At 37.6% G+C, this 15,408-nt stretch carries 18 protein-coding genes; 8 read left to right on the plus strand and 10 right to left on the minus strand.

Features of this window, described 5'->3' with window-relative positions:
• Nucleotides 1-383: 383 nt before the first annotated feature.
• Together ACFSUL_RS07720 and ACFSUL_RS07725 are read left to right on the plus strand one after the other, a co-directional pair.
• Nucleotides 384-707, plus strand: a complete 324-nt coding sequence (locus ACFSUL_RS07720) for a YuiB family protein (protein ID WP_071410900.1) — start codon at nucleotides 384-386, stop codon at nucleotides 705-707.
• Nucleotides 708-1,037: 330 nt separating this feature from the next.
• Entirely contained in the window at nucleotides 1,038-1,748 is a 711-nt protein-coding gene (locus tag ACFSUL_RS07725) for a 3D domain-containing protein (RefSeq protein ID WP_377934234.1), read from the plus strand.
• Between the two features lie 31 nt (nucleotides 1,749-1,779).
• On the opposite strand, the gene ACFSUL_RS07730 is transcribed toward ACFSUL_RS07725, so the two are convergent.
• Both ACFSUL_RS07730 and ACFSUL_RS07735 read right to left on the minus strand, forming a co-directional pair.
• The gene (locus tag ACFSUL_RS07730; protein ID WP_377934236.1) at nucleotides 1,780-2,577 is read right to left on the minus strand and encodes a cobalamin-binding protein; all 798 of its coding nucleotides are present in this window, start codon (nucleotides 2,575-2,577) and stop codon (nucleotides 1,780-1,782) included.
• 34 nt (nucleotides 2,578-2,611) lie between these two features.
• Complete coding sequence (locus ACFSUL_RS07735) at nucleotides 2,612-3,091, minus strand: divergent PAP2 family protein (RefSeq protein WP_377934238.1); 480 nt, start codon at nucleotides 3,089-3,091, stop codon at nucleotides 2,612-2,614.
• A gap of 155 nt (nucleotides 3,092-3,246) precedes the next feature.
• On the opposite strand from ACFSUL_RS07735, the gene ACFSUL_RS07740 reads away from it, so the two are divergent.
• The 3 genes from ACFSUL_RS07740 (at nucleotide 3,247) to ACFSUL_RS07750 (ending at nucleotide 6,806) form a co-directional block, all read left to right on the plus strand.
• Nucleotides 3,247-4,749, plus strand: coding sequence for a leucyl aminopeptidase (locus ACFSUL_RS07740; protein ID WP_377934333.1), 1,503 nt, complete (start codon nucleotides 3,247-3,249; stop codon nucleotides 4,747-4,749).
• Between the two features lie 465 nt (nucleotides 4,750-5,214).
• Nucleotides 5,215-6,531, plus strand: a complete 1,317-nt coding sequence (locus ACFSUL_RS07745; RefSeq protein ID WP_377934240.1) for a Na+/H+ antiporter family protein — start codon at nucleotides 5,215-5,217, stop codon at nucleotides 6,529-6,531.
• An 86-nt stretch (nucleotides 6,532-6,617) separates the two neighbouring features.
• Entirely contained in the window at nucleotides 6,618-6,806 is a 189-nt protein-coding gene (locus ACFSUL_RS07750) for a hypothetical protein (RefSeq protein ID WP_377934242.1), read from the plus strand.
• Between the two features lie 216 nt (nucleotides 6,807-7,022).
• Here ACFSUL_RS07750 and ACFSUL_RS07755 read toward each other — a convergent pair whose 3' ends face one another.
• The gene (locus tag ACFSUL_RS07755; RefSeq protein WP_377934244.1) at nucleotides 7,023-7,415 is read right to left on the minus strand and encodes a hypothetical protein; all 393 of its coding nucleotides are present in this window, start codon (nucleotides 7,413-7,415) and stop codon (nucleotides 7,023-7,025) included.
• Nucleotides 7,416-7,648: 233 nt separating this feature from the next.
• Here ACFSUL_RS07755 and ACFSUL_RS07760 point away from each other — a divergent pair, with 233 nt between their 5' ends.
• On the plus strand, nucleotides 7,649-8,035 hold the full coding sequence (locus ACFSUL_RS07760) for a PaaI family thioesterase (protein ID WP_377934246.1): 387 nt from the start codon (nucleotides 7,649-7,651) through the stop codon (nucleotides 8,033-8,035).
• Nucleotides 8,036-8,143: 108 nt separating this feature from the next.
• Here the strand turns inward: ACFSUL_RS07760 and mnhG are convergent, their stop codons facing one another.
• The 7 genes from mnhG to ACFSUL_RS07795 are packed head-to-tail and all read right to left on the minus strand — an operon-like array spanning nucleotide 8,144 to nucleotide 13,941.
• On the minus strand, nucleotides 8,144-8,551 hold the full coding sequence (gene mnhG / locus ACFSUL_RS07765; protein WP_071410909.1) for a monovalent cation/H(+) antiporter subunit G: 408 nt from the start codon (nucleotides 8,549-8,551) through the stop codon (nucleotides 8,144-8,146).
• Nucleotides 8,535-8,819, minus strand: a complete 285-nt coding sequence (locus ACFSUL_RS07770) for a Na(+)/H(+) antiporter subunit F1 (protein WP_071410910.1) — start codon at nucleotides 8,817-8,819, stop codon at nucleotides 8,535-8,537. The genes mnhG and ACFSUL_RS07770 overlap by 17 nt, the downstream gene beginning before the upstream one ends.
• The gene (locus ACFSUL_RS07775) at nucleotides 8,819-9,295 is read right to left on the minus strand and encodes a Na+/H+ antiporter subunit E (RefSeq protein WP_071410911.1); all 477 of its coding nucleotides are present in this window, start codon (nucleotides 9,293-9,295) and stop codon (nucleotides 8,819-8,821) included. Before ACFSUL_RS07775 ends, ACFSUL_RS07770 begins: the two co-directional genes overlap by 1 nt.
• Nucleotides 9,296-9,301: 6 nt before the next feature.
• Nucleotides 9,302-10,783 carry a Na+/H+ antiporter subunit D gene (locus ACFSUL_RS07780; protein WP_377934249.1) on the minus strand — a complete coding sequence of 494 codons (1,482 nt, stop codon included), beginning with the start codon at nucleotides 10,781-10,783 and terminating at the stop codon, nucleotides 9,302-9,304.
• Nucleotides 10,776-11,117 carry a Na(+)/H(+) antiporter subunit C gene (locus tag ACFSUL_RS07785; protein ID WP_071410913.1) on the minus strand — a complete coding sequence of 114 codons (342 nt, stop codon included), beginning with the start codon at nucleotides 11,115-11,117 and terminating at the stop codon, nucleotides 10,776-10,778. The genes ACFSUL_RS07780 and ACFSUL_RS07785 overlap by 8 nt, the downstream gene beginning before the upstream one ends.
• A complete protein-coding gene (locus ACFSUL_RS07790) occupies nucleotides 11,117-11,539 on the minus strand; it encodes a Na(+)/H(+) antiporter subunit B (protein ID WP_071410914.1) in 423 nt (140 codons plus the stop codon). The genes ACFSUL_RS07785 and ACFSUL_RS07790 overlap by 1 nt, the downstream gene beginning before the upstream one ends.
• Nucleotides 11,536-13,941: a Na+/H+ antiporter subunit A gene (locus tag ACFSUL_RS07795; protein WP_377934252.1), complete on the minus strand. Its 2,406-nt coding sequence runs from the start codon at nucleotides 13,939-13,941 to the stop codon at nucleotides 11,536-11,538. The genes ACFSUL_RS07790 and ACFSUL_RS07795 overlap by 4 nt, the downstream gene beginning before the upstream one ends.
• A 291-nt stretch (nucleotides 13,942-14,232) precedes the next feature.
• Here ACFSUL_RS07795 and ACFSUL_RS07800 point away from each other — a divergent pair, with 291 nt between their 5' ends.
• Nucleotides 14,233-14,490, plus strand: coding sequence for a hypothetical protein (locus tag ACFSUL_RS07800; protein WP_377934254.1), 258 nt, complete (start codon nucleotides 14,233-14,235; stop codon nucleotides 14,488-14,490).
• A gap of 261 nt (nucleotides 14,491-14,751) precedes the next feature.
• Entirely contained in the window at nucleotides 14,752-15,327 is a 576-nt protein-coding gene (locus ACFSUL_RS07805; protein ID WP_377934256.1) for a DUF5366 family protein, read from the plus strand.
• Nucleotides 15,328-15,408 lie beyond the last annotated feature (81 nt).

The following is a 15,408-nucleotide window of genomic DNA, read 5'->3' on the forward strand; positions in this document are numbered from 1 at the left end:
AAAAGATAAAATTCCCAAAAGGCAAAAAGCGCCTTTAGGAAATTTTCCTATTTTCTTCACGAGCTAATCAAGCCGCTTCCGCTTTTCGTTAAATTTGTTGTTTTTGTGACGATAGCGTGAAACAAGTTTGTATGTGTTGACTAAGTTAAAAGCATTGATTACACTAAAAATTGGTGTTTTATATAAAAGGAAGGCTGTTTTCAAAAAGTTTGTTGCTTTTTAATGGAAATCAACGGGCGAAATTTATAAGCGACAATCTAGGAGAAAAGAGCCGAAAAGAAAAATAGAATTATCTATTTGGGATGTTCAGTTAGAGAAGACGTTACTAGAAGCAATATTTAATCCGCGTTAACTGCCGGTATCATTTTGGAGGTATACTCTTTATGCAAATGCCTATACATGTAATCTTAATTTCGATGCTTTTATTTTTTGTTTTGTTCTTTGGGATTGGATTTCTATTGAATATGTTACTTCGGATGACTTGGATTATGGCAATTATTTATCCTATCGTAACGATTTTTATTGTCGATGATGTACGATTCATAGATTATTTCCGGAATGCAGGGGAATCGTTTTCTGAACTAGGAACAAAACTTTCTCGTCTTGCTACAGCTGATTTATTAATTCTTGGAAGTGGACTTGCAGGCGCTATTTTAGCTGGGTATGTAATGAGAGTTCTTCGTAAAAAAGGCTATAGAATGTTTTAAAATATCCGTTCGCATGGTGTAGTTTTTATCATGCTGAGCGGATATTTTTTTATTTACTTGAGAAATATAAAGTGAAACTTCAATCAGTGGGGAGTTTCCTTCATCCCCACTGATTGTTAGTGGAACCAATCGGGCGTTTACGGGCAACCTATGCATCTCTAATTCTCAAGCCTTGAGGTGGAGGCTTACTGCTCGTTAATGCGGGATAAAGTAAGTAATTGGTTAGTTAGCTATGTATTGTAAATATTTGAAATATAAGACTTTTTTATCAATTTATGAATACCACACTCTTTTAGTGGGAAGGACTAGGTTTTGAGGGGTGAAATTTTTATGATGTTGGTAAAAACTTGGACAAAACGTTTTTGTATGACGGTTTTATTTCTTGCGGCGTTAGGTACAACCTTTCAGTGTATTTCTGGTGTGAAAGCTGAAACAATGAAAAACTGGTGGTTAGACTATTCTAATTCCTATCAAGAACATCAACAACAATATGAAAAACATGCAACCAAAACTATTTCTCTTGTATTTAAACAGTTAAATAAGGCAAGTACCTTAAGTACGCAAATCTCAAGTCAGCCTGTCATAGCAGAAACTCCAAAATTAGAGGATGCGATTAATTGGAATCAATACGAAAAACATACAGTGGTAGCAACTGGCTATACAGCAGGTTATGAATCTACAGGAAAGAGTCCTGAGCATCCTGGATATGGGATTACATACTCTGGAGTTAAAGTGAAACGTGATCTTTATTCAACGATTGCAGCTGATTTATCGGTTTATCCAATCGGGACAATCCTATTTATCCCTGGATATGGATATGGAGTAGTGGCTGATAAGGGAAGTGCAATTCAAGGAAATGATCTAGATTTATATTATGAAACAGTAGAAGATGTTTTTAATGAATGGGGCAAGAAGGAACTAGATGTATTTCTAGTACAAATGGGGAATGGTACGTTAACAGAAGATGAGCTCCATAAATTAAATAATAATGAGACAATGCAAGTATTCAGACAGCAGTATCTATCAACGAAAGAAGAATAAAATAGCTCGTCTTTTAGACAAGCTATTTTCATTACTGGGCAAAGTTAAGTTCTTTGTATAAAGATGGGTGCAACATTTTACCAAGTTCTACCGCACCTTGAAGTAGCCGAGGAGAAGGACGGCAATATAGTGCTTCCTCTAGAATGAGTATACGGTCCCTTTGGATTGCTTCTAACTCATTCCAGTGGGGGCGCTTTTTGACGATAGTAGGATTTACTCTTTTTTGTTGAACTCCGACCCATGCCAAACAAATGAAGTCGGGGTTTCTTTCTTTTACGTCATCCCAATCCGTTTGAACACTCGCCAAATCTACATCTTTGAACAAATTTACTGCTCCAACCATCTCGCTTAATTCTGTCAGCCAATTTACCCTTCCAGGTGTGAAAACAGGTTTTGGCCACCATTCCCAATAAAGGGTATAAGGGTTTTCAACTTCTTTAGCCAGTTCTTTTAAGCGACGACAGTTAGCAAGGAATAAGTTATGACACTCTGTTGCTTCTTTTTCTATTCCGCATGCCTTTCCTACTGTAAGCATATCTCCCGCAATGTCGTCAAAGCTTTGCGGATTTAAAATAATATGAGGGATTCCCCGTTCCTCTAACTGTTCAATATTTTTCTCCATTCCGGGAACGCTTAATGATGCCAATACAAGATCAGGTTGTAGGGCCTCCAGTTTATCCATATTAATAGATAAATCAGGACCTAGTTTTGGCAATGAGAGAATGCTTTCAGGATAGTCGGAGAAGTCATCAACAGCAATTAAATGGGACGTTAACCCAAGGTAATTAACTATTTCTGTATTACTTGGACAAATAGAAATAAGCTTCATTTAAGACACCCCTTCTTTCTTACTAGCTACTGAATTAATTGAAAAGAAAATAGTGGATGAGTAAGGTTAGAATAACCCCTGACAATCCTCCAAAAAAGACTTCGATAGGTTTATGCCCTAATAGTTCTTTCAGCTCTTTTCTTTTTATTTGTTCAGGCTTGTTTTGCCATCCCTTTGCTTCGAAAACGAATTTCTGAAAATCTGCCATTAATTGATTGAGAACAATTGCTTGCTCTCCAGCTTGACGGCGCACGCCTGTGGCATCAAACATTGTAATAATGGCAAACATAGCTGCAATCCCGAAAATAGGAGAATCTAGTCCGACTTCTAATGCTACACCAGTTGTTAAGGCCGTTACAGCAGCTGAATGGGAGCTTGGCATTCCACCGGTAGAGGTGAGGAGAGACCAATTCAACTCTTTTGTCGCGATAAATTGAATCGGAACTTTTACAAACTGGGCAAAGAAAATGGCGATTAATGATGCCCATAACGGAAAATTCAAAAAAATCTCCATGTTGTTAGAAGTCATCCTTTCCTGTCTATCAATAAAAATTTTAGATTGATTATATCATACCTCCCATAAAGGAATGCAAAAAGATCATCATAAATACTTAGAAATTCGAAATAATTGGATATTTTAGCTATAATAGAATCGGAGGTGTGGTATTGATGAATTTCACTATTAACGGCACGAAAGTAACGGAAGCCAAGCATGAATGCACGATTGTAGGTGTTTTTAATCAACCGTCATTTGATGGAGAACTACTAGAAATGGATAAAGCGTTTCAAGGCTACTTAACTGATTTAGTAAAAGAAGGGGATATCTCTTCAAAACCAAAGAAGATTTCAAAAATACATACGTTTGGAAAGCTTAATACGAAACGACTGTTGTTTGTAGGATTGGGTAAACAAAAAGAATTAACATTTGATCTATTAAGAGAAGCTATCGGTGCCGCAGCAAAATCAATTAAAGACATGAAACTTTCCTCTTTTGGTGTCGCACTTGATACTTTTGTAACAGAGGAATTTAATGCAGAAGATGTAGCGCATGCTTTTTCAGAGGCATTTACACTTGCTACATATGAATTTTATGGTTATAAACAAAAATCAAATGAACCAGAAGTACTACTGGAGTCTGTGGATTTTCTAACAGCTTCTGATCATAAGGGAGTAAGAGCGGCTCTTCATGTTGGGTATGCTCATGGAAGAGGAACAAACTCAGCTCGTACCCTAGTGAATATGCCTAGCAACATGCTTACATCTACAAAGCTTGCAGAGTATGCCGCAGAGCTTGGTGAAAAATATGGATTTGAAACAGAGATCCTTGACAAAGAGGAAATGGAAAGACTCGGAATGGGTGCGCTTTTAGCAGTAAATCAAGGGTCTGTAGAACCACCTAAAATGATTGTATTAAAGTATGCTGGTAAAGATGAGTGGAAGGATGTAATTGGATTAGTAGGAAAAGGAATTACATTCGATACAGGCGGTTATTCTATTAAACCGAAAGATGGAATCGTTGGGATGAAGACGGATATGGGTGGTGCCGCAGCGGTACTTGGTGCGATGGAAATCATCGGCGAATTGAAGCCTGAGCAAAATGTTGTTGCAGTTATTCCATCAACAGATAACATGATAAGTGGTAGCGCCTTTAAGCCTGATGATGTCATCACATCTATGAGTGGAAAAACAATTGAAGTGCTTAACACAGATGCGGAAGGGCGTTTAGCACTTGCAGACGGTATGACGTATGCAAAGCATCACGGTGCAAGCTACTTGGTTGATGTTGCTACATTAACAGGGGGCGTCATCGTTGCTCTTGGTACTGATAAAACAGGCGCACTAACAAATGACGAAGGTTTCTTTGAACAAGTACTAGAAGCCTCTAATGAAGCTGGAGAGTTCATTTGGAGACTTCCATATACAGAAAAGGATAAAAAGCGAGTTAGAAGCAGTAAAATTGCTGATCTAAATAACTCACCAGGTAGAGAAGGACATGCAATTATGGGTGGAGCATTTGTTGGTGAATTTGCTGACAACCTACCATGGGTGCATCTCGACATCGCTGGCACAGCTACATCAGCTAGTAGCTATGAACTCGGTCCAGAAGGAGCAACTGGTTCAATGGCTCGCACACTAGCACTGCTTGTAGAGCGATTTGAAGTAGAAAACTAAGTTAGATAGTGTATAGTCACCCTCACGGTAATAGAACCTACCGTGGGGGTTTTTGTTGTTTTTAGGGTGAATCACTGTTTTGTGCCAGGAACAAATCACCGTTTTGAAGACGGTTCATCTGTTGAAATTTAGGAGAAAATCAACTGTTGATTTAAAGTCTATTTTTAACTGTTGAAATTATTAAGATATTCACCTGTTAATCTACCCTTTAAAAAACAAAGCAAGCATTCTAAAAAAGGTCGAGTAACCGAATAAATATAAAAATTTGTCTGAAAATATTGTCTTTAACACTTTATTAAGGTGAAGTGTTGACAAAAACTAAAATTCTTGATAACTTATAGAAAGTTATTTTAACACTCTACCAATTTAGCGAACTAAAGTAAAATCATGAAGTATAGATGAAAACAATAAGGAAATAATTAATAAGTATTTGGGAGAGTTGAGGGACAGAGAGGAGTTTACAACATGAATGCTGTAATTTTGGCAGTAATTGTGATGCTAATACTAAGTTTATTAAGGGTAAATGTCGTTTTTGCACTAATAGCTGGTGCAACGGTTGGAGGGTTAGCTGGAGGATTAGGAATAAATGAAACAATCACCGTCTTTTCTGAAGGAATTAGTGGAGGAGCGAATATTGCGTTAAGTTATGCATTACTAGGTGGATTTGCTGTTGCTATTTCAAGTACAGGAATTCCGAATTTATTAGTTGAATTTGTATTGAAGACAGTTGGAAAACAGGGAGATTCGAGGAAGAAGGCACTATCAAAAGCACTTATTGTATTTTCTATTTTATTAATGGCTTGTTTTTCCCAAAATGTTATTCCGATTCATATTGCTTTTATTCCCATTTTAATTCCACCGCTGTTGAAGGTGATGACGGAATTGCGTATTGATCGTAGATTGATTGCATCTGTTTTGACGTTTGGTTTAACAGCTCCATATATTCTTTTACCTGTTGGGTTTGGTTTGCAATTCCATGAGATAATTGCCCAAAGTATGGAGAGCAGCGGGATGCAGGTTGCAATGAGCGATATTCCTAAAGCTATGTTGCTACCGATTGCAGGAATGGTATTAGGGTTATTGATAGCTGTATTCTTTAGTTACCGTAAGCCACGTGACTATCAAGAAGGAGAAGAGATAATTGCGGAAGAGAAAGCAGTTTCTTCTAAAAAAGGAATGATTTTTGCGTTTATTTCTATTGTCGTGGCTCTATACGTACAACTACAGTTAGGATCAATGATTTTCGGAGCCATTGCTGGTATCACCGTTCTGTATCTATCCGGTTCAGTAAAATGGAAAGAAGCAGATGGCTTATTAAATGATGGAATGAAAATGATGGCGTTTATTGGCTTTGTCATGATTACTGCTTCAGGCTTTGCGGAAGTAGTAAAAGCGACAGGACATGTGGAAACATTAGTGGAAGCTACAATAGATATTATTGGTGGAAACAAAGGATTAGCTGCGTTATTAATGTTGGTAGTTGGATTGTTTGTAACGATGGGGATTGGCTCCTCTTTTGCAACTATACCGATAATAGCCGCAATATTTGTGCCTTTAGCAATGGAACTTGGATTCAGTCCGCTTGCAACGGTTGCCATTGTAGGTACAGCTGGAGCACTAGGAGATGCAGGTTCACCAGCATCAGATAGTACACTTGGTCCGACAGCAGGTTTGAATGCTGACGGCCAGCACAACCACATTTGGGATACATGTGTACCAACCTTTATTCATTACAACATACCGCTAATTGTATTTGGGTGGATTGCAGCAATTATTCTGTAAGCTACAGGGTTTTTGCCCACTCCAATTACCTCTTTGTCGCATACAACAATAATGAAGGCCCATTAGAGATAAGGAGGTAGTTCAAAGTGGAAAGAAGACCTTTTTACTACGGAAGAAGACCATTTTATGGCGGCGGATTTTTTGGTGCGCCATTTTTCGGAGGTGTGCTCGGAGGTTTAGTAGGTTCTGCAATTCTAAGACCTAGACCATATCCATATTATGGTGGTTATTACCCGCCATATGGTTACGGATATCCACCGTATTATTATTATTAAATAAGTTATAAAGAACTAAGGACAGTTTCTTTTAATGGAGAAGCTGTCCTTTTGTCTTGTCTCCGCTGCCTGAGCCGCTTGCACTTTTCTCTTTGTCTAGTTCCAGCGGCTAACTCGCTATGAAAAAGATAATTTTCCTCTAAAGGAAAAAAGCACCTTTTGAGGAAAATTCCTATTTTCTTCGCGAGCTGCCCGAGCCGCTTGCACTTTTCTATTTTAGTTTTCCCTCCATCTTACAATGACGGTAACGTGACAGCAATCTATTACACCTAATTTTTCATCAAATACTATTTGGAGACCGTCAGGATTAATGTGGACTGTCGGTTGGACTTTTACACCGGTGGAACGTATTAGCTTGTTTACTTCCTTCATTTTTGATTGTTGAGCTGCATTCATAAGTTTATAAGCAAAATCATTGGAGTTGCCAATATGGTTTAGCAGGGTTTGGGCATCGTTCATTAGTGCTAAAGTCTTTTGAGCGGATGACATAAATATGTTCGTGTCCACTGGAGGATAATTGCGGTTATAAGGGTGAAAATACTGCGGTCGGTAGAGGTTTTGAGAGCAGGGGCGTTGGCTAGGCGGATAAAATGGGTGATATCGGTACATATGAGTGACCCCTTTCTGAAAATATCATTAAAGGCATTTATCTCGCATTAACAGGTGGTAACTCCCGGTTGGGTGAAATTTCACTTTATTTGAAATATATGAAAAAGAAAATGGGTATATTCTTGCTGTTAATTGAATCCAACAAGAAACACTTATCTCTAATGAATGAAGGATTTTTTACGATTAATAACGAAAGTAAGTAGTAATAAAGAATAGGACGAGGTGGATAAAGAATGGATTACCAAAATACATTAATTCGTGCACTTGGAATTGAGTTTACCATTTTAGGAAAAGGCAAGGTAGTAGCAACGATGCCAGTAAATGAAAATACAAAGCAGCCATTTGGCTATCTTCATGGGGGAGCATCTGTTGCCCTGGCTGAAACGGTTGCAAGTGTCGGTGCAGGTGGATTAATTGATCTCGAGAAGGAGATTTGTTTTGGATTGGAAATTAATGCGAATCATATAAAAGCAAAAAAAGAGGGAGTTGTCACTGCGACTGCGACCGTGCTCCATCAAGGGAAAAGTACACAAGTGTGGGATATTAAAATTACGGATGAAGAGAACCAGTTGATCTCTGTTTCTAGATGTACAATGTCTGTTGTACCGAAAAAAGTATAGTAGGGAAAGTTTTTTACATGTGTGATAAACGCTACAAAGCTGTTAAAAAGGCTTGTCTCGGTAAAAATTTTACCAAGACAAGCCTTTTTTTCACTGATTCGCCTTATACTATGCCTGAGGCTGTTTAAGGCGTTCTCGCTTTTGTTTCTTTTGAGTAGAGTGTTGTTTTTCCTCATACTCTTTTTTATGCTGTAAATCATCTTTTACACTTGTATCTGATAGTTTAACTCCTGAGTTATAAGCAGCCCTTGCAATTAGATGTCCTGCAACGGGTGCAGTAACGAAAAGAAAGACGATGGCTAAGATAAGTCTTGAGTTGAAGTGGCCGTGTTCTAAATAAAAGTAGAAGAAGGTGGCCAATAAAATAGACATTATACCGAGTGTTGCACTTTTTGATGCTGCATGGTTACGAGTGTAAATGTCGGGGAGTCTTAGTACTCCGAAAGCAGCTACAAGACTTAACAAAGCCCCAACAATTAAAAGGAAGCCTATTAAAAATCTAATGATCTCGGTCACGTTCTATAATCTCCCCTTTCTCTAGGAATTTTGCAAAGGAAACTGTACCAATGAACGCAAGAATTCCTAGTAACAGGATAACGTCTAAGAAAGCCGAAGTGTCTAATACCATAGATACTAGGGCTATGATAGCAATTAAACAGACACCAAGGGCATCCAATGCAATAACACGGTCAGGAACGGTCGGTCCTTTAATAACCCTGTAGATGAGCCCAATCATGGATAGGGAAACACAAAGCAATGTTATTTGAATTATTGTCTCTAACATTAGCGGCTCACCTCCATGATTGCTTTTTCAAATGTATTTTGTATATCGTTAATTGCTTCGTCCACATCATCTAAATCCAAAGTGTGGATATATAATACTTTATTATCAAAAGAAACATCAACTACAAGTGTACCTGGTGTGAGTGTAATTAAATTAGCCAATAAGGTTATTTCCCAATCGGATTTCAATTCTGTTTTAAGTGCAAAAATGCCAGGTTTGATGTCCAACTTCGGTCTAATTACCTTTTTTACTACATCTATATTGGACATTACCAGTTCTCTTAAGAAGATCAGTAGTAGTTTCAATGCTGCTATTACCCGTACTAAATAGAAAGGGGAACCGAAAAATCTTCTGAGTGCGAGCAGGATAACCAATCCTAGTAAATAACCAATAATGAATGTGTTAGAAGTAAAGGATACCGATAGAAACATCCAAACAAAGGCAAGGAAAAAGTTTAATAATATTTGCAAAGCCATTCTACATTACTCCTTTAACACTGCATCGATATAGATTGTCGGATCCAGTAATACTTCTGTTGCTTGGGAAATGAATGGACGGATTGCTTCAGCACCAAATCCGTAACATACTGCTAGTGCAACAAGGATAGCCGATGTGGACCATAAGTAGCGTGCGTTGCCTTTCGAAATCCCGTTATATTCTTTGGGCATTCCCCAAATCCCATTTAAGAATATTTTAATAACGGAATAAAGGACGAGTAAACTTGAAGCAAGTACAAGTGCTGCACCTACATAATCTTCAGTACCAAAACTTCCCCTTAGTATGAGTAATTTTCCGATAAAGCCACTCAGAGGTGGAATACCAGCTAATGAAAAAGCAGCTACAAGAAATGTCCAACCAAGCCATGGGTATTCCTTAATAAGTCCGCCCATTTTTCTTAAATTGGTTGTCCCGGTAATTTTAATCATTACTCCAATAAGCAGGAATAAGGCTGCTTTAATGATCATGTCATGAATTAAGTAATAAACGGAACCTTCTAATGACTCAGGACTCATAACGGAAACACCGAATAAAATGACTCCGACAGCGATGACGATATTATAGATAATAATTTTCTTAACATCCCAATAGGCGATTGCTCCAATACAACCGACAACAATTGTTATCATCGCCAGAACACTTAGCATTTCGTGTGTGAATCCTGTGTCATGGTAGAAAAATAACGTGTAGGTTCTCATAATGGAATAAATACCGACTTTCGTCAATAATGCTCCAAATAGAGCTAGAATAGGCATAGGAGGTGCATAATAGGATCCCGGAAGCCAAAAGTATAACGGGAAAATTCCTCCTTTTAATCCAAACACGATAAGGAACAGTACAGCGACCACAGTGAGAATAGCTGGTTGATTTACTTCAGCTATCTTAACGGAAATGTCGGCCATGTTCAGTGTTCCGACAACAGAGTAAAGATAAGCTACTGCGATGACGAATAGAGCTGATGAGATAACGTTCACTAAGAGATATTTAATAGATTCTCTTAGTTGGATTTTCGTTCCACCCAGTACAAGTAGTACATAGGAAGACATCAACATTACTTCGAAAAAGACGAATAGGTTGAATATATCCCCAGTAGTGAAAGCGCCATTCACACCGACAAGTAAAAACTGAATGACTGGATAGTAATAGAATTTTTCTCTTTCTATTCCAATAGATTTAAAAGAATAGATTACAACAACAAAGGTGATGATGCTTGTTGTTGTAACAAGTAAAGCAGAAAGCATATCAGAAACAAGGGTAATCCCAAACGGAGCTTCCCAACTACTTAAATTCAGTGTTTGGATGCCTTGCTCATGAATTGTTCCAACAAGTACGAAAGATGCTGCAATAGTAGCAGCTGTAGAAACAGCTGCAATCCCTCTTTGTACTTTAATCTGTTTGCCAAAAAACATTAGTATAACCGCTGTCAAAAGCGGGATCAGTATCGGTAGTATTAATAAGTTAGTCATTGCCTTCGTTTCCTCTCATTTGATCCAGATTATCTGTTCCAAGTTCTTGATAGGCACGATATGCCAAGACAAGGAAAAATGCTGTTACCCCAAAACTAATAACAATTGCTGTTAATATTAATGCTTGAGGAAGCGGGTCTGCATATGATTTTGCATGCTCTCCAAGAAGAGGTGCAGCTCCTCCTTTAAGACCGCTTACAGTTAAGATCAAAAGGTGCGCGCCATGACTTAATAACGCTGTACCGATAATAATACGCAATAAACTTTTTGAAAGCATTAAATAGACTGCACTCATAAAAAGTACACCTATAACTACTGCCATTAATATCTCCATTATTCGCTCACTCCTATTGTTTGAATAATGGTCATCGTTACGCCGATAACAACTAGATACACTCCAGTATCAAAAATTACAGCCGTATGAAGAGATGTTTTTCCTAATAAAGGGATATAGAAATAATCAAACGCATGTGTCAGTAAAGGCACATTAAAGAGTAGTGCTCCAGCTGCAGTTCCGACCGCCAGAAGGAGCCCGATAGCAGTAATAATTTTATAATCTATCGGTAAAATAGTTGCCACTGTTTTTATATCATAAGCTAACAGTAGTAAAACAAGTGCTGCTGCTGTCATAAGTCCTCCGATAAAACCGCCACCTGGATGATAATGTCCAGAGAAGAAGAGACGGAGAGAAAACAAAATGATGATAAAAGAGACAACTTTTGTTGAGGTTTGCAAGATTACATCATTGGTTTTCATCCTTCTTTCCTCCTTGTTAAACGCAGTTTTATCATAGCGAAAATTCCTAATGACGCAATGGCTAATACACAGATTTCAAATAATGTATCAAACCCGCGGAAATCAACAAGAATGACGTTGACCATGTTCTTTCCGCCTGCTTCATCGTAAACATTTTCAATATAATACTCAGAAATGGAACCAAATAGTTTTGTGCTGTAGGAGGATATTGCAATCATTGCAACTGTAATTCCTACTCCTAATGAGATAAGAGCATTTCCAAGTTTAAATGTCATTCTTTCCTCATGTCTACTTAATTTAGGTAAGTGGTAGAAGCAAAGTAAAAATAGTGCTACAGATACAGTTTCAATAACGAGTTGTGTTAACGCTAAGTCTGGTGCCCGGAAAAGCACGAAGAATAGGGAAACTGTATAACCAGCAGCTCCTAAAGCGATAATGGACGTTAGTCGTGATTTCGCAAATAAAATAGTGATCGAACTGATAACTAGTAGTAACGCAATCACTATTTCGTAAACGCCGATAGGAGCGAGATTTTCTGTATTGAAAGCAAAAGCTCCTTTATACCACATGCTAAATAGCAAGATAGCAATCAAGAAAGAAAAGATATACACGAGGTAGGTTCTAATAAATCCTGTCATATATCCATTTGTAAACTGTAATGCTCCGCGTTCTCCCTTGATAATTCCACCATCATAAAGTGAATTCAAAGACAACTTCTTAGGGAAAACATCATAGATTTTTTTCCATTTTGGTAGAAGTAAGTATAATAATACTCCAAATAAGATTACTCCTAATGTCATAAACAATTCTGGAGTAAAGCCGTGCCAGAAGGAAATGTGTGCATGCAGTTCATGTCCCTCTTCTATAAGGCTAGGAGTAATAGCAGCAACTGCTGGTTCAATAATTCTATCGGTTAGAATATTTGGAAAGAATCCAAATATTACAACGAGAGAGGCTAAAATAATTGGCGGTACCAACATTCCAAATGGTGCCTCGTGTGGTTTCTTTTCCAATTTTTCCGGTTGGTGTTTACCAGTAAAGGTTTTAAACACAAGAATCATACTGTAAATAAAGGTGAAAATACTTCCAACCCAAGCGATTATTGGGAATAATATACCGATTGTGTCTAGATTGAATATATCCATTTCTAGTACACGAACCATGCCAGTAAAGAACATTTCTTTACTTAAAAATCCGTTAAATGGTGGTAAACCAGCCATTGAAAACGCTCCGATTATGGCAATGGTAAAGGTGATTGGCATAAAATGCATTAATCCACCAAGTTTGCGAATGTCTCGAGTACCTGTTTCGTGATCGACGATACCAACAACCATGAACAGGCTACCTTTAAACGTTGCGTGATTGATTAGATGGAATATAGCGGCCAGTGTCGCTACCATATAAATATTATCATCTAAATAATCATAGTGCAGAGCAGCTGCTCCCACACCAAGCAAGGACATAATCATCCCTAATTGACTAATAGTGGAAAATGCCAATATTCCTTTTAAATCGGTTTGTTTTACGGCATTAAAAGAACCCCAGAACATAGTGAGAATACCGAACCCTGCAACTAACCAGAGCCAAATACTAGACTCAGCAAAAATAGGACTCATACGGGAAACCAAATAAATTCCCGCTTTAACCATTGTTGCGGAGTGCAAATATGCACTAACAGGTGTTGGTGCTTCCATCGCATCAGGTAACCAGATATGAAATGGAAACTGAGCTGACTTAGTGAATGCACCTAAAAGGACTAAAAGCATCGCTGGAACAAATAACGGTTCTGTCATTAGTTGTCCAGAAACTTCGACAAGCTCCCGAATACTGAAAGTTCCAGCCATCACATACAAGAGTAGGAAACCACCAAGCATAGAAAGACCGCCGAAAACAGTAATTAGCATGGACTTTAATGCACCATAGCGAGATCTTTCTCTGTGGTACCAGTATCCGATAAGTAAAAAGGATGAAATAGAAGTGAATTCCCAGAACATATAAAGAACGATTAAGTTGTCAGATAAAACAACACCGAGCATCGCTCCCATGAACATAAGTAAATACACGTAAAAGTTATGGAGCTGTTCCTTATTTTTATCTAAATAGTAGATAGAATAGAGGACAACTAAAGCTCCTATTCCGGTAATCAGCAAGGCGAACAATAAACCGAGCCCGTCCACATATGCAGTAAAATTAATACCAAATGACGGCATCCATTGAACAGTTTCCTTTATCGTTCCTCCGTTTTGAGTGGTGGACATAAATTGAAAAAGGTAAACGAAGAGTACTACTGGTAAAATGAGGACAAACCAGCCTGTGTGTATTTTGCGGAATGCTTTAAATAAAAATGGGACAACAATCGCTAGCAAAAAAGGCGATAAGATGGCCCAATGCAATAGTGTCAAAAAAACCCCCCCTTTAACAAATTCCATTTTATATAAATTTGGTTTTTAAATGGTACCTTTGCTTTAGCCCTTTACCTTAGCGAGAACCTCAAAGAGCATTATAACGCAAATAAAATTCGCTTGCATTCCTTAACGTTTCCAAAAAGTTAGGATCGATAAAAAGATATTAAATATGAAGATATACGGAAAAAAAGACCTGAAAAAAATTTTGATTTTTTATTATTTTGCCCACTCTATGTAAAGAATAGTTTTCGTTACTTTGGTGAATCCTATCCATAGGTGGTGAAGGAAATGAAAAGAAAGTGGATTGCGGCTGGAGTTATCTTTTTACTCTTTTTAGGATTTGCATGGCGCTTAGAAAGTAATGATCAACGAGTAAATAAATTGGTCCATACCCATGATACAAATATAGATATTGAACAGGTTGACTTTGGATCGATAGAAGAAGTCAGTGAGGAGTATGGGCGAGAGATAAGAGTGCACAAGCCATTCCAATCAAGAGAGTATATTCGAATCGTTCCTTCGGCAAATACCCCGCAGACAAATTAGCCATCAATCACCTGCTGATGGCTAATTTATCTAGTTGTAATTTAGGTCTAAAAAAAAACAGCTAGGTCAAAAAACGAAATTCCCTAAAGCTACTTATCGCTTCTGTTAAACTAGTTTGAGTTCTACTAATCATCAGGGAACACTTTTCAAGATAGGAATAAACGATTATGATGAAGAAGTTAGTTTTTTATCACACAATAATGGGCACTAAGCCCTATCTAATGAAATTTCAAAAGAATAATCGTTATAGGAGAGTCTGTCTTGAAGAACACATATTTAACAGGTTATTTACCTCTTTTTTCAATATTGCTTTTTAGTTTGACGTTTTCTGTTTATGGTGTGGAGATTTTTGTTGATTTATTTAAGAAAATCGGTGTTTATCCTGGAATGAGAGAGTTTCTCTCTGATATGGAATTAAAGCTAACGATACTTGTTTTGCTAATGGTTGTTTGTTTCATGGTTTTTGCAGCATTAAAGTTAATTGCCGAAACAATTAATGAAGTGTCTATGTTATTTTTTTCAAAGGATTCAGAAGGGGATTTATTAACAAAGGTGCGATCAGGATCTTTAATCTTCTTTATTGGAAGCCTTGTGTCTGTTGTTAGTTTAAAATCGTTTTTAGGACTTCTTTTAATATTTGTATTAACATCATTTGCCTATTTTATCTTTTTTGTATATAAAATCAGCCCTTCCTTATCTAGACTTGGGACGATTGGAGTTGTAGGCTTCCAATTATTCTCGTGGTCTTCGCTTTTTGTGACAATTATCTTTGTATTTTTAAAATTGTATAATGGTGTAATGGCAAGTTTGCCGATTATGTCGAAGGTCAACTTATAAATATAAAAAACTGCCTTTCTGATTTAACAGAAAGGCAGTTTTTTTATGGCTAGTTCCAGGAGCTGACGAGTCGCTTCCACT

Origin of the sequence: Bacillus seohaeanensis (assembly GCF_042684945.1) — a bacterium.
GTDB lineage: Bacteria > Bacillota > Bacilli > Bacillales > Bacillaceae_B > Rossellomorea > Rossellomorea seohaeanensis.